The sequence below is a fragment of the Streptomyces malaysiense genome (genome assembly GCF_000980885.2).
GTDB classification, from domain to species: domain Bacteria; phylum Actinomycetota; class Actinomycetes; order Streptomycetales; family Streptomycetaceae; genus Streptomyces; species Streptomyces malaysiense.
The window spans coordinates 37153-49583 of sequence record NZ_LBDA02000035.1 but is presented as its reverse complement, the minus strand read 5'-3'; the positions used below and the strand labels follow the sequence as shown (position 1 = coordinate 49583).

Genomic DNA, 12431 nt, shown 5'->3' with positions numbered 1-12431 from the left:
GCTTTCGCCGGACCGGAAGATGTTCATGCTCCGACTCTCCCGTTTCCGGCACAGTCGGCGCATTACGGCCAACACCCCAGTTATCGGGGGGTTTTCTCCAGGGCGCGCGACGCCGGGTAACCGGTCGCCCACTTCTCCCGGCTGCCCTCCCGTACGCGGACCGTGCGTCGGAAATGGATTCGACGCACGGCGTTCCAGCAGGTGGACTGGGATAATGACGACTTCACAGGATGCGCTGCTCCCCGGGACGCGGCGCGCGCTGTCGCACAGGATCGCCGTCGCGCAGAGCGAGGGGCGGGCGCCGTCGTTGGTCGCCGCCGTGGTGCGGGACGGGCAGACCGTGTGGCACGGGGCGCGCAGCTCGGTGGACGGACACGCGCCGGACGAGAACGTGCAGTACCGGATCGGCTCGATCACCAAGACCTTCACGGCCGTCCTGGTGATGCGGCTCCGCGACGAGGGGGTGCTCGACCTCAACGATCCGCTGGACAAGCATCTGCCGGGCACCGGCGTGGGCGAGGCCACGATCGCCGAACTGCTCGCGCACACCTCCGGGGTGGCGGCCGAGTCACCGGGACCCTGGTGGGAGCGGACGCCGGGCTCCCTGCGGCCCGAACTCGGCGATGTCCTCGGCGAACAGCCCCTGCTGCACCCTGTGGGCCGCCTCCACCACTACTCCAACCCCGGCTACACGCTGCTCGGCGCGTTGGTGGAGGAACTGCGCGGCGCCCCCTGGGAGGAGGTGCTGCGCCGAGAGATCCTCGAACCGCTCGGCCTGCACCGCACCACCCCCCAGCCGGAGGCCTCGTACGCGAGAGGCTGGGCGGTGCACCCGTGGGCCGACGCCCTGCTGCCGGAGCCGGCCGAGGACCTCGGCCGGATGGCCTCCGCCGGGCAGCTGTGGTCGACCACGGGGGACCTGGCGAAGTTCGCGGTGTTCCTGGCCCGTGGGGATGAGCGGGTGCTCGGCGCGGAGTCGGTGCGCGAGATGCGGACCCCGGCAGCGCCCGCCGAGGCCGCCGATGTGGTGAACGGGGTCACCTACGGATTCGGCCTGCAGCTCCACGCCCGTGACGGGCGCCTGCTGTTCGGTCACTCCGGCTCCCTGCCCGGCTTCCTTGCGAACCTCACCATCAGCCTGGAGGACGACGTGGCCGCGGTGGTGCTCACCAACTGCACCAGCGGACCGTCCCTGGGCGCGGTGGGCGATGACCTCGTACGGATCGTCGCCGAGGCGGAGCCCCGCATCCCCGAGCCCTGGCGTCCGCTGCGCGAGGTGGACCCGGAGGTGCTGGAACTGGCCGGGCAGTGGTACTGGGGGACCGGTGCCTTCGGCCTGCGGGTGACGGCCGACGGCCATATCTCGCTCGGCCCGCTGACCGGCGGAGGCCGCGGGTCCCGCTTCCGGCAGAACGGCGACGGCACCTGGACGGGCCTGGAGGACTACTACGCCGGCGAACTGCTGCGGCCCGTACGGCGGCCGGACGGGTCCCTGAGCCACCTCGACCTCGGCTCGTTCGTGTTCACCCGGCAGCCGTACGACCCCGAGGCGCCGGTGCCGGGCGGCGTGGACCCGCAGGGCTGGCGGGGCATCGACTAGGCCGAGCAAAAGATGGGGGGCGTCGGCTGTTTCACGTGAAACAGCCGACGCCCCCTTGCCGTGCTCTGCTCCTCGCCGTCGGAGCGAGGACGGTCAGAGGCGCAGCTTGAAGCCCTCGTGCGACGCGGTGAATCCGAGTCGCTCGTAGAAGCGGTGGGCGTCCGGACGCTTCTTGTCGGACGTCAGCTGCACCATCACGCAGTCGAGTCGTCGGGCCGTGCCGACGGCCCACTGGATCAGCTCGGTGCCCAGCCCGCTGCCCCGCTCGTCGGCCTGGATGCGAACCGCCTCGATCAGTGCACGGGTGGCGCCCCGGTGGGACAGCCCGGGGATGATCGTGAGCTGGAGGGTGCCGATCACCCGGCCGTCGCGAACGGCGACGACGAGGTGCTGGTTCGGGTCCGCCGCCAGCCGCTCCAGCGCCGTCCGGTACGGGGCCAGGTCGTCGGGAGACTCTCGTTGAGCGCCCAGTGGATCGTCGGCGAGCATCGCGACGATCGCCGGAAGGTCGTCGTCGGCCGCGGCCCGTATCTCAAGATCTCCCATGTCCGCACCCTATGCGGGGACGTTCAGTGACTCCACCGCCCGTACCAGCGGCGCCAGTTCGGGGTTCTCGGAAGCCCCGTCCAGAGCCTCGCGCAGGGCGCCGTCATTGGTGGGGCGCGCCTCTTCGAGGAGTCGCAGGCCCGCCTCGGTGACGTTGGTGTAGATGCCGCGACGGTCGGTGGGGCACAGGTAACGCTCCAGCAGGCCGCGGTCCTCCAGACGGGTCACCAGGCGTGTGGTTGCGCTCTGGCTGAGTACGACCGCCTCGGCGACCTGCTTCATCTGAAGATGCCCGCCCTCGCCGTCGTGCTGCCGGCTCAGCACATCGAGCAGTGAGTATTCGCGCACGCTGAGGTCGTGCCCGGCCTGGAGGGCGCGCTCGATGTGCGCCTCGATCCTTCCGTGCAGCGCAGAGAGGGCGCACCAGCCCTGGGCGAGGGCGGTGAGCGCTGGGTCCGTCGCTGTCATGGGCGTTCTCCTCCGTCTCGGAGCGGTTGCTCCCAGGGTAGACCACCGTCCGCAATAGCCAGCTCTTGCACTTAAGGCGCGTCTGCAAGTATTGTTAGAGCGCATAAAGTGCTCATGCAATCTTCTGGGAAGGTGTACCCCCACATGCCTCTCGCGCTTCTGGCCCTCGCGATCGGGGCCTTCGGCATCGGCACCACCGAGTTCGTGATCATGGGCTTGCTGCCCGAAGTCGCGGGCGACTTCGACGTCTCCATTCCCACGGCCGGCCTGCTCGTGACCGGCTACGCCCTCGGCGTGGTCATCGGCGCTCCGCTGATGACCGCGCTCGGCACCAAGATCCCGCGCAAGCGGATGCTGATGCTGCTCATGGGCCTCTTCATCGCAGGAAACCTGTTGTCCGCCCTCGCCCCCACCTTCGCGATCATGGTGATCGGACGGGTGATCGCCTCGCTCGCGCACGGCGCCTTCTTCGGCATCGGTTCGGTCGTCGCGGCCGAGCTGGTCGCGCCCCAGAAGAAGGCCGGCGCCATCGCCATGATGTTCACCGGCCTGACGGTCGCCAATGTCGTCGGCGTCCCGCTGGGCACGCTGATCGGCCAGCACATCGGCTGGCGCGTCACCTTCGCGGTCGTCGCCGCGCTCGGCGTCATCGGTCTCGCCGGCATCGCCAAGCTGGTGCCCGAGCTGCCCAGGCCCGAGGGCGTGCACCTGCGCCACGAGCTGGCCGCCTTCAAGAACGCCCAGGTCCTGCTCGCCATGGCGATGACCGTCCTCGGCTTCGGCGGCGTCTTCGCGGCCGTCACCTACATCGCGCCGATGATGACCCACGTCGCCGGCTTCGACGACGGCTCGGTCACCTGGCTGCTGGTCCTGTTCGGCCTCGGCATGGTCGGCGGCAACCTCGTCGGTGGCAGGTTCGCCGACCGCGCCCTGATGCCGATGCTCTACATCTCGCTCGGCGCCCTCGCCGTCGTCCTCGCCCTCTTCACGCTGACCGCTCACGACAAGATCGCGGCCGCCGTGACCATCGCCCTGATCGGCGCCCTCGGCTTCGCCACCGTACCGCCGCTGCAGAAGCGGGTCCTCGACCACGCCCACGGCGCACCGACACTCGCCTCGGCCGTGAACATCGGGGCCTTCAACCTGGGCAACGCCCTCTCCGCATGGCTCGGCGGTCTGGTGATCTCGGCCGGCCTCGGCTACACGGCCCCCAACTGGGTCGGTGCCGCGCTCGCCTCGGCCGCTCTGGTCCTCGCCGCCTTCTCGGCCGTCCTGGAGCGCCGTGAGACCCCGCACAGCGCCACCGTGGCCGCCGCCGTGCCGGCTGACCTGTCCACCACCGTCCACCACTGAGCCACCGGGGTCCGCGGTCACCCGAACCGGACCCGCGGCCCACGGTCACCCGCACCGCACCGAGTGCGGTCTCCACACCGCAAGATCCCCCACCGCACCACCCGAGGAGAACCTTCCATGAGCACCACCGCCGTCGCCCCGCTCACCACCGCGGACGCCGAACTGCTCGTCGCCACGGCCCGCCGGGCAGCCGAGGAGGCGGGGGTCACCGTCAGCGTCACCGTCCTGGACGCCGGAGGCCATCTGCTCGCCTTCCGCCGGGACGACCGGGCGGTGCTGATCTCCGGCGAGACCAGCACTCGCAAGGCCTACACGGCGCTCCAGTTGAACGCCCCCACCGCCGATCTGGTCGACGCGGTCCAGCCGGGCGGCCTCTTCCACACGCTGCCCACGGCGCTGGACCGGCCGCTGCTGTTCATCGCGGGCGGCGTCCCCGTCCACCGCGACGGCCGGCTGATCGGCGCCGTCGGCGTCGGCGGCGGGGCCCCGGAACAGGACCACGGCTTCGCCACCGCGGCCGTACTGGCCCTCGCCTGATCACTCCCGGCCTGCGGCCGGGCCCCGCCGCTTCGAGCGACGGGGCCCGGCGATGCCGTACGACGCCTCAGCCGGCTGCCACCGTCAGCGGTGCGAACCGGCGCGTCCAGTCGCCCGGGAGCTCTGTGATGCCGTAGGTCATCACGGAGTTGTGCGCCACCGAGGCCAGCCCCCGAGCCTTGGCCCAGGCCAGGAACTCCTCGTGGCGTACGTCGATGTCGGTGCGTAGCGGACGGTCGGTGCCGGCCGCCAGCGAGGCGGTCAGCGCCTGGGCGGTCTCCGTGTCGCAGGCGATCAGCGGGCCGACGACATGGGTGTCCATGTTGGGCCACGCGGCCGCGTACCCGGTGATTTGGCCGTTCTCCTCGGCCACCCGCAGCTGATCCGCGAAGGCCGGCAGCCGCGCGATGAGCGGCGTCCGGTCGGCGCCGAACACCTCCTCGTCCACGCGCAGGATCCGGTGGAGATCCGCCGCGGTGGCGGCCCGAGTCATGACCCCGTGCTCCGGGCCGCCGGGAGTGAAGCGGCCTCTGAGCATTTCCGCCCGGCCCGTCACCTTGAAGCCCAGCTCCTCGTACAGGGGACGGCCGTTCTCCGTGGCGTACAGGGTCAGCGGGGTGCCGTCCACGGCGGACACCACATGCCGCATCAGGCGGCGGCCGACACCCCGGCGGGCATGGCGTTCGGCGACCAGGACCATGCCGACGGCGCCGAGTTCAGGCTGTCCCCAGGAGCCGTACTCGGTGATGACGCACGCGGCGACGAGCCCGCCCTGAGGGTCGTCGATGCCGAAGCCCCGGCCGGCGGTGAGGAGGAAGCCCCACTTGTGTTCCTCGCGTGGCCACCCCCGGTCCTCGGACAGATCGGCGCAGGCGGTGAGATCGCGCAGCGTCAGACGGCGGATGGGCAGTGCGTCGAGGGAAGGAGTTGGCACGCACGTCAGGCTGTCCGAAGCAGACCCCCGGCGTCCACCCGTTTCACGTGAAACATCGCTCCGTCGGCCACCCGGCCGGACGTGCCCGCTATCCCAGATCCGGGGCGTGCATGGCGCGTACGCCCTCGATGTTGCCGTCCAGATAGTGCCGCAGCGACAGCGGGACGAGATGGACGGACGCGATGCCGACACGGGTGAACGGGATGCGGACGATCTCGTACTCGCCGACCGGCTCCTCCACCTCCGGTCCATGGCGCAGGGACGGGTCCATGGATGCCAGTCGGCAGACGAAGAAGTGCTGCACTTTCACACCGGTCGCGCCGCCGTCCTCACCGATGTGCTCCACGGTGTCCACGAAACACGGCACCACATCGCTGATCTTGGCACCCAGTTCCTCGTACACCTCCCGGTGCAGGGCGTCCACGACGGTCGGGTCCTCCGGATCGACCCCGCCTCCGGGGGTCACCCAGTAGGGATCTACACCGGGCTTGGTGCGCTTGATCAGGATCAGGTCGTCGCCGTCCAGCAGAACGGCACGGGCGGTGCGCTTGACCACGGGTCGGACGGTCATGGGAGAAATGTGGCCCAGCTTGTTCCACGTGAAACATCGCAAAGCGGAGCCGGTTGACCGGGGGATGTCACCCGGGCCCGTCAGCCGACCTCGCGGCCGCCCGCAGCAGTCCTTCATGGGCATGGGTCACGGATCGCAGGGCGAGCGTACCGGTACGGACCGGGGGCGGCGCGGTTCTTCGCAGGGGGAACCGGAGACGGTCCGAGCCACGAGGGGGGCTCGGACCGTCGTGCGAAATCGGGCCGTACACGTACCTCTCGGGATGCGTCGGCCGAGGGTTGCCGGGTTATCCCGCGGACTCGTCCAGAGCGCGCAGGATGTCCGCCACCAGGTCCTCGGGGTCCTCGGCGCCGACGGACATCCGGACGAAGCCGTCCGGGACCGCGTCCCCGCCCCAGCGGCCGCGGCGCTCGGCCGTGGAGCGCACCCCGCCGAAGCTCGTTGCGTCCTCCACCAGGCGCAGGGAGGCGAGGAAACGCTCGGCCCACGCGCGCGTGGGCAGGGTGAACGACACGACGCAGCCGTAACGGCGCATCTGCCGCGAGGCGATCTTGTGCGCAGGGTCGTCCGGCAGCCCCGGATAGCGCAGACCGGAGACCTCCGGCCGCTGCCGCAGGGCTTCGGCGACGGCGAGCGCGGTGGCGTTCTGGCGGTCGGCGCGCAGTTGGAGCGTGGCGATGGAGCGGTGCGCGAGCCATGCCTCCATCGGCCCCGGGACCGCCCCGACGATCTTGCGCCAGCGGCGTACGACCGTCATCGTCTCGGCGTCCCGGCCGGCCACGTACCCGAGCAGGACGTCGCCGTGCCCGGTGAGCTGTTTGGTGCCGCTGGCCACGGCGAAGTCGGCGCCCAGGGCCAGCGGGCGCTGGCCGAGCGGGGTGGCGAGGGTGTTGTCGACGGCCACCAGGGTGCCCTGGGCGTGCGCCGCGACCGTCAGACGGCGGATGTCGCACACATCGAGTCCGGGGTTGGACGGGGACTCGATCCACAGCAGCCGGGCCCCCTCCAGGACCTCCAGCTGGGCGTCCCCGCCGGTGGAGGCGGTGCGCACCTCGACTCCGTACGCCTCCAGCTGGGCGCGGACCAGCGGCAGCGCCTGGTAACCGTCGGACGGCAGCACCACCGCGTCCCCGGCGCGCAGCTGGGAGAACAGCACGGCGGAGATCGCGGCCATGCCGGAGGCGAACACCAGCGTCTCGACGTCCGGCCGTCCGGGAGCCTCCAGCTCGCCGATGGCGTTCTCCAGCAGGGTCCAGGTCGGATTGTCGTCACGGCCGTACGAGTACGGCCCCGCCACCTCACCCGGCAGATGGAAGTGCGCGGCGAAGACGGGGCCCGGCAGCGTCGGCTCGTGCTTGACCGGCTCGGGCAGCCCGGCCCGGACCACACGCGTGCCGTCGCCCACGGGCCCCTCGTCCGCGCTTGCGTCGCTCATGCGGCCCGTCCCTCCAGGTGTTCCCGTACGGCGGCGAGCAGTCCGGCGCTCGCCTCCTCCACCATCTCAAGGCATTCCTCGAAGCCGTCCGGGCCGCCGTAGTACGGGTCCGGCACGTCCAGATCGTCAACAGGGGGCTCGTCCGGCGCGAGGGCGCCGGGCGACCGGCGGGCGTACGCACGCAGCAGGCGGACCTTGCGCGCGTCGTCCTCGGTGGGCGCCAGGCGGCGCAGATCCCTCAGGTGACCGGCGTCGAGGGCGATCACGAGGTCGCGCCGGGCGAACCAGGACGGCTGGAAACGGCGAGCGACGTGGTCGCAGTCGTAGCCGCCGTCCCGGAGGACGGCGACGGTGCGCGGGTCGGCGGCCTCGCCCTCGTGCCAGCCGCCGGTGCCGGCGCTGTCGATCTCCACCCGTTCCGCCAGTCCGGCCTCCGCCACCCGCGCGCGGAAGACGTACTCGGCCATCGGGGAACGGCAGATGTTGCCGGTGCACACGAAGCAGACGCGGTAGGTCATGCGGTCCTCAGTCCTCGTCCGGCAGGATCATGTTCAGGGCCCAGGAGACGACCGAGATGATCAGACCGCCGAGCACGGCCGTCCAGAACCCGTCCACGTGGAAGCTCAGCTGGAGCTTGCCGCACACCCAGGACGTCAGCAGCAGCATCAGCGCGTTGACGATCAGGGTGATCAGACCCAGGGTCAGGATGAACAGCGGAAAGGTGAGCACCTTCAGGATCGGCTTGACCAGCGAGTTCACCAGGCCGAAGATCAGCGCTACGACGATCAGCGTGCCGGCCTTCTCGGCGGTGCCGGCACCGGTCAGGGTGATCTTGTCGAGGAGCCAGACGGCCACCGCGAGGGCACCCGCGTTCACGATCGTCTTGACTACGAAGTTCTTCATGTGTCCGATCGTGGCAGACCCGATCGGAAGCGAGCAGCGAGACGAGGACGGAAAAGCGGATGAAGGCATTCCGGCTGGACGATCTGGAGGCGGAGCGGGCCGCCAACGAGGGTGCCTACCTTCAGTTCCTGCGGGAGCGGAACATGTCGGTCGGCCTCTACGCCCTGGACGCGGGCGCGCCCGATCCGCAGCAGCCGCACAAGCAGGACGAGGTGTACTTCGTCGTCAGCGGCCGGGCGTCGATCACCGTCGGCCTGGAGACGACCGAGGTGGCGCGGGGCAGCGTGGTGTACGTGCCCGCCGGTGTCGCCCACAAGTTCCACCACGTCAGCGAGGACCTGAGGGTCCTCGTCGTCTTCTCTCCACCCGAGGCGTGAGGGTCCGTCTCCGGGTTCCCTAGGGGACGGCTCAGGGGAGGACAAGGGCTGCGAGGCCCCCGCGGGACCCTGCCGCGGCTCTAGCATCGAGTGCAGGACATCGGGACCGTACGCGACGTACACGTACGCACGAGACGAGAAGGACGAGGGCCATGCGAGGGATCTTCGCGGGACTGCCGTGGTGGGTGAAGTGGGTCGCGGTGCCGGTCATCGCCCTGGTCGTGTTCGGCGGCCTGATAGCGAGCGTCGTCGGCTTCGTGATCGGTCTGCTGTTCAAGGCGCTGGTCTTCGTCGCCCTGGTCGGCGGCCTGATCTACATCGTGCGCAAGTTCATGTCCAACTCCTCCTCGCACGGCGACTGGTGAGGCACACGGGAGCCGGTGACCGGTAAGGGGGTGCCGGTTCCCTCGGGGGAGGGAAGTTTCCCCGTGAGCCGGGCCGCACGCGGTGCCGGGCGGTTAGAGTCCGGAACTCCCCACGGGGTGCGGCCCCGTGGGTGGCGCAGAAACCCATCCGTGCTCCCCGCCCACGCACGGGCTGCCCCCTCGCGCTCCCGGAGTAACCCTTGGCCACGGTCGACACCGCACCGGCAAAACCCCCCGCACTCCCCGCCCAGCCCCGCCCCCGCACCCCACCGCCCCGGCGGCCGTCCGGGATGGCCGTCCCACCGCAGCCGGCCCCCGCGACCCTCATCGGCTCCGTGCAGCGCGCCATGCGACTGCTGGAGACCGTCGCGGCCCATCCGTACGGCGCTCCCGCCAAGCAACTCGCCCGCGCGACCGGCCTGGCGCTGCCCACCACCTACCACCTGCTGCGCACCCTGGTGCACGAGGGCTACCTGCGCCGGGACAAGGGGCTCTTCTTCCTCGGTGACGCGGCCGAGCGGCTGAGCAGCAGCGGAGCACAGGAGAAACGTCGCGGCAGAGTCGCGGACGCCCTCGCGCAATGGCGCGATTCCATCGGCGCCCCGACGTACTACGCCATGTACCGGGACGGCGAAGTCGAGGTTCTCTGCGTCGCCGACTCCCGTGAGTCCCCCGCGGCCGAGGAGTGGGCCGACTTCCGGGAGACCGGGCACGCGCACGCCATCGGGCAGTGCCTGCTCTCCCAGCTGGACGAGGACGCCCGGCGCGAGTACCTCGCCCGCTATCCCGTGCAGCCCCTCACGCCCTACACCGTGCGGGACGGCGACGCCCTGCTGAGGCGGCTGGCCCGGGTGCGGCGCATGGAGCCGGTGACGGAGCGCCAGGAGTACGCGCTCGGCACGGTCTGCGCGGCGGTCCCCATCACGGTCGGCACGACCGCGGCCACCGTGGCCATCTCGCTCCCGGCCCATCAGGCCGACCGGCTGCTGCCCGCGGCGCAGCGCCTGCAGGCGGAGATCGGACGGCATCTGGGATCTCTGGCCCTCTCTATCAGTATCTGAAAACTTACTCCTTGTGATCCGCTGTGCACTTTCAGCAAGATTTACCACGGTCAGAGGGATCAAACCCGGCCAGTCGATGTCATATGACGGGGTAGGCGATGCGCGAGTCCGTACAGGCAGAGGTCATGATGAGCTTTCTCGTCTCGGAGGAGCTCTCGTTCCGCATTCCGGTGGAGTTGCGCTACGAGACCGGCGATCCCTACGCCGTGCGGCTCACCTTCCATCTGCCCGGAGATGCCCCGGTGACCTGGGTCTTCGGTCGGGAACTGCTGATCGACGGCGTCGGCCGGCCGTGCGGGGAAGGCGATGTGCGGATCTCCCCCGTCGAGGCCGAGGTTCTGGGCGAGGTGCTGATCAGGCTTCAGGTCGGCTGTGACCAGGCCCTGTTCCGCTCGTCGGCGGCGCCGCTCGTGGCCTTCCTCGACCGCACGGACAAGCTGGTGCCGCTCGGACAGGAGGGCGCGCTCGCCGACTTCGACGCGCATCTGGACCAGGCGCTGGACCGGATTCTCGCCGAGGAGCAGAGCGCGGGCTGAGACGCCGCGGGACGGGGCGCGGACGCTCCGCCCAGTGCTACGGGACTGTGCAGTAACGCTTCTTCAGGAGGTCCCGCACGGGCTTCCACGCAGCCCACCACGCGGGCTTCCGCGCGGGATGGCGGGCGGTGCCCGGTCCTCTGCCGGACGGCCCGCCCCGCCTCACCGCTTCCGGCGCCGCCCCCGGCCGCCGCGGGCCGGCAGGGACTGGGCACCGGCAGGGGTCTGCCCGCCCGGGGCGCTCCGGTCGGCCGCCACCACCAGGGCGGCGAGCGCGGTGGTGACCGGTACCGAGGCGACCAGCCCGATGGAGCCCACCAGGGTGCGCACGATCTCCTCGGCCACCAGCTCGCTGTTGGCCACCGTCCCCACACTGCTCTGCGCGATGGAGAACAGCAGCAGCAGCGGCAGCGCGGCACCGGCGTAGGCGAGCACGAGGGTGTTGACGACGGACGCGATGTGGTCGCGGCCGATCCGGATGGCCGCCCGGTACAGCCCGCGCGGGCCCATCGTGGGGTTGGCCTCGTGCAGCTCCCACACAGCGGACGTCTGGGTGACCGTCACATCGTCCAGGACGCCGAGCGAGCCGATGATGACACCGGCCAGCAGCAGACCGCTCATGTCGATCTTCGGGTACAGGCCGTGGATCAGACCGGTGCTGTCGTCGGTGTTGCCGGTCAGGGCGGCCCAGCCGATGAACACGGAGCCGAGCAGACCGATCAGGGTCAGCGAGATCAGCGTGCCGAGCACCGCCACCGAGGTGCGGGCCGACAGACCGTGACACATGTACAGGGCGATCAGCATGATGGCGCTCGACCCGATCACCGCCACCAGCAGAGGATCGGAGCCCTGGAGGATCGCGGGCAGGATGAACTGGTTCAGCACCAGGAAGCTCACCGCCAGCGCCACGAGGGCCATGACCCCGCGGAGCCGGCCCACCACCACGACGGCGAGCGCGAAGATGCCCGCGAGCAGCGCCATGGGGAACTTGCGGTTCACATCGGCGACCGAGTACTGGAGGTCCTTCGGAGCGGTCGGCTCGTAGGCGGCGATGACCTGCTCGCCCTGGTGCAGCTGCCGGGGCTGGTCGGGCTGCACGATCTCGGTGAACGTACGGCCCTCGTCCTTGCCGGTGTCGACCCGGACGGTCGCCTTCTTGCAGGTGCCGGACCGCTGACCCGTCGGGGCGCCGCCAGAGGCATCCGTGCTCGGTGCCCCGCCGCCGGCGCTCACCGAGGCGCAGCTCACCTCGGCCACCCGGGTCACGGTGGCTTGTTGGGTCTGCCGGTCGAAACCGACGCCGCTGTGTTTGTGCGAGGGGGCGCCACCGGGCCAGAGCACCACCAGACCGGCCACGACCGCCGCGGTGAACGGGACGAGGATCGCCGCGATCACCTTCCGCAGATGCCGGGAGACGGGCGCGGCGGGGCCATGGCTGTGCCCGTGCCCGTGCCCGTGGCCGGAGCCGTGGCGCGTGCCGTGGCCGTGGTCGTGGGCCGGGGCCTCAGAGCGACCGTGGTCGGGACGGTGGGCCTGGATCGGAGGCTCCGAGCCGTCGTGCCGACGCGGCCCCGGCGGCTGGTACGGGTGCTGGTCCATCCGGGTCATCGCCAGATCATCGCAAGAACCAGGGAGGGCCCACTGTTCATCGCCTCACGGATGACGCTAGCGTGGAGACACCTTTGCACACGCGGGAGCTCGGAGCACCGGGCTGAGAGGGCGCTGACCTCCGTAGAAGTGATGTT

The 12431-nt window shown here is 70.8% G+C and carries 15 protein-coding genes; 7 read left to right on the top strand and 8 right to left on the bottom strand.

The window, feature by feature from the left end; all coding sequences use genetic code 11:
- Positions 1-214: 214 nt before the first annotated feature.
- Positions 215-1600, top strand: coding sequence for a serine hydrolase domain-containing protein (locus tag VT52_RS16135; RefSeq protein ID WP_046418762.1), 1386 nt, complete (start codon positions 215-217; stop codon positions 1598-1600).
- A gap of 93 nt (positions 1601-1693) precedes the next feature.
- Here VT52_RS16135 and VT52_RS16130 read toward each other — a convergent pair whose 3' ends face one another.
- Together VT52_RS16130 and VT52_RS16125 are read right to left on the bottom strand one after the other, a co-directional pair.
- Entirely contained in the window at positions 1694-2146 is a 453-nt protein-coding gene (locus VT52_RS16130; protein WP_046418759.1) for a GNAT family N-acetyltransferase, read from the bottom strand.
- 9 nt (positions 2147-2155) lie between these two features.
- A complete protein-coding gene (locus tag VT52_RS16125; RefSeq protein WP_046418757.1) occupies positions 2156-2614 on the bottom strand; it encodes a MarR family winged helix-turn-helix transcriptional regulator in 459 nt (152 codons plus the stop codon).
- A gap of 144 nt (positions 2615-2758) precedes the next feature.
- Between VT52_RS16125 and VT52_RS16120 the strand changes: the two genes are divergently transcribed.
- Both VT52_RS16120 and VT52_RS16115 read left to right on the top strand, forming a co-directional pair.
- Positions 2759-3967 (top strand): MFS transporter, encoded by a 1209-nt coding sequence (locus tag VT52_RS16120; RefSeq protein ID WP_046418755.1) that lies wholly within the window; start codon positions 2759-2761, stop codon positions 3965-3967.
- Between the two features lie 117 nt (positions 3968-4084).
- Complete coding sequence (locus VT52_RS16115) at positions 4085-4504, top strand: GlcG/HbpS family heme-binding protein (RefSeq protein WP_046418752.1); 420 nt, start codon at positions 4085-4087, stop codon at positions 4502-4504.
- A 67-nt stretch (positions 4505-4571) separates the two neighbouring features.
- On the opposite strand, the gene VT52_RS16110 is transcribed toward VT52_RS16115, so the two are convergent.
- From VT52_RS16110 to VT52_RS16090, 5 genes are all read right to left on the bottom strand, one after another.
- Positions 4572-5438: a GNAT family N-acetyltransferase gene (locus VT52_RS16110; protein ID WP_046418749.1), complete on the bottom strand. Its 867-nt coding sequence runs from the start codon at positions 5436-5438 to the stop codon at positions 4572-4574.
- Between the two features lie 88 nt (positions 5439-5526).
- Positions 5527-6009 carry an NUDIX domain-containing protein gene (locus VT52_RS16105; RefSeq protein ID WP_046418747.1) on the bottom strand — a complete coding sequence of 161 codons (483 nt, stop codon included), beginning with the start codon at positions 6007-6009 and terminating at the stop codon, positions 5527-5529.
- Between the two features lie 286 nt (positions 6010-6295).
- Positions 6296-7444 (bottom strand): cystathionine gamma-lyase, encoded by a 1149-nt coding sequence (locus tag VT52_RS16100; protein ID WP_046418742.1) that lies wholly within the window; start codon positions 7442-7444, stop codon positions 6296-6298.
- A complete protein-coding gene (locus VT52_RS16095) occupies positions 7441-7962 on the bottom strand; it encodes a low molecular weight protein-tyrosine-phosphatase (protein WP_046418741.1) in 522 nt (173 codons plus the stop codon). Before VT52_RS16095 ends, VT52_RS16100 begins: the two co-directional genes overlap by 4 nt.
- Before the next feature lie 7 nt (positions 7963-7969).
- Positions 7970-8347 (bottom strand): phage holin family protein, encoded by a 378-nt coding sequence (locus tag VT52_RS16090; protein WP_046418739.1) that lies wholly within the window; start codon positions 8345-8347, stop codon positions 7970-7972.
- A gap of 59 nt (positions 8348-8406) precedes the next feature.
- Here VT52_RS16090 and VT52_RS16085 point away from each other — a divergent pair, with 59 nt between their 5' ends.
- From VT52_RS16085 to VT52_RS16070, 4 genes are all read left to right on the top strand, one after another.
- The gene (locus VT52_RS16085; RefSeq protein ID WP_046418738.1) at positions 8407-8724 is read left to right on the top strand and encodes a cupin domain-containing protein; all 318 of its coding nucleotides are present in this window, start codon (positions 8407-8409) and stop codon (positions 8722-8724) included.
- 152 nt (positions 8725-8876) lie between these two features.
- On the top strand, positions 8877-9089 hold the full coding sequence (locus VT52_RS16080; protein ID WP_046418730.1) for a DUF5326 family protein: 213 nt from the start codon (positions 8877-8879) through the stop codon (positions 9087-9089).
- Positions 9090-9379: 290 nt separating this feature from the next.
- On the top strand, positions 9380-10150 hold the full coding sequence (locus tag VT52_RS16075) for an IclR family transcriptional regulator (protein WP_240509772.1): 771 nt from the start codon (positions 9380-9382) through the stop codon (positions 10148-10150).
- 98 nt (positions 10151-10248) lie between these two features.
- Complete coding sequence (locus VT52_RS16070; RefSeq protein WP_046418728.1) at positions 10249-10686, top strand: SsgA family sporulation/cell division regulator; 438 nt, start codon at positions 10249-10251, stop codon at positions 10684-10686.
- Positions 10687-10848: 162 nt separating this feature from the next.
- Here VT52_RS16070 and VT52_RS16065 read toward each other — a convergent pair whose 3' ends face one another.
- A complete protein-coding gene (locus tag VT52_RS16065; RefSeq protein ID WP_206306524.1) occupies positions 10849-12294 on the bottom strand; it encodes a YibE/F family protein in 1446 nt (481 codons plus the stop codon).
- Positions 12295-12431 lie beyond the last annotated feature (137 nt).

Excerpts from the sequence above, each read along its gene's own strand:
- VT52_RS16075 (WP_240509772.1), top strand. The coding sequence starts at position 9,380 with ATGGCCGTCCCACCGCAGCCGGCCCCCGCGACCCTCATCGGCTCCGTG.
- VT52_RS16085 (WP_046418738.1), top strand. The coding sequence starts at position 8,407 with ATGAAGGCATTCCGGCTGGACGATCTGGAGGCGGAGCGGGCCGCCAAC.
- VT52_RS16065 (WP_206306524.1), bottom strand. The coding sequence starts at position 12,294 with ATGACCCGGATGGACCAGCACCCGTACCAGCCGCCGGGGCCGCGTCGG.
- VT52_RS16070 (WP_046418728.1), top strand. The coding sequence starts at position 10,249 with ATGCGCGAGTCCGTACAGGCAGAGGTCATGATGAGCTTTCTCGTCTCG.
- VT52_RS16100 (WP_046418742.1), bottom strand. The coding sequence starts at position 7,444 with ATGAGCGACGCAAGCGCGGACGAGGGGCCCGTGGGCGACGGCACGCGT.
- VT52_RS16120 (WP_046418755.1), top strand. The coding sequence starts at position 2,759 with ATGCCTCTCGCGCTTCTGGCCCTCGCGATCGGGGCCTTCGGCATCGGC.
- VT52_RS16125 (WP_046418757.1), bottom strand. The coding sequence starts at position 2,614 with ATGACAGCGACGGACCCAGCGCTCACCGCCCTCGCCCAGGGCTGGTGC.
- VT52_RS16095 (WP_046418741.1), bottom strand. The coding sequence starts at position 7,962 with ATGACCTACCGCGTCTGCTTCGTGTGCACCGGCAACATCTGCCGTTCC.
- VT52_RS16090 (WP_046418739.1), bottom strand. The coding sequence starts at position 8,347 with ATGAAGAACTTCGTAGTCAAGACGATCGTGAACGCGGGTGCCCTCGCG.
- VT52_RS16080 (WP_046418730.1), top strand. The coding sequence starts at position 8,877 with ATGCGAGGGATCTTCGCGGGACTGCCGTGGTGGGTGAAGTGGGTCGCG.
- VT52_RS16115 (WP_046418752.1), top strand. The coding sequence starts at position 4,085 with ATGAGCACCACCGCCGTCGCCCCGCTCACCACCGCGGACGCCGAACTG.
- VT52_RS16135 (WP_046418762.1), top strand. The coding sequence starts at position 215 with ATGACGACTTCACAGGATGCGCTGCTCCCCGGGACGCGGCGCGCGCTG.
- VT52_RS16130 (WP_046418759.1), bottom strand. The coding sequence starts at position 2,146 with ATGGGAGATCTTGAGATACGGGCCGCGGCCGACGACGACCTTCCGGCG.
- VT52_RS16105 (WP_046418747.1), bottom strand. The coding sequence starts at position 6,009 with ATGACCGTCCGACCCGTGGTCAAGCGCACCGCCCGTGCCGTTCTGCTG.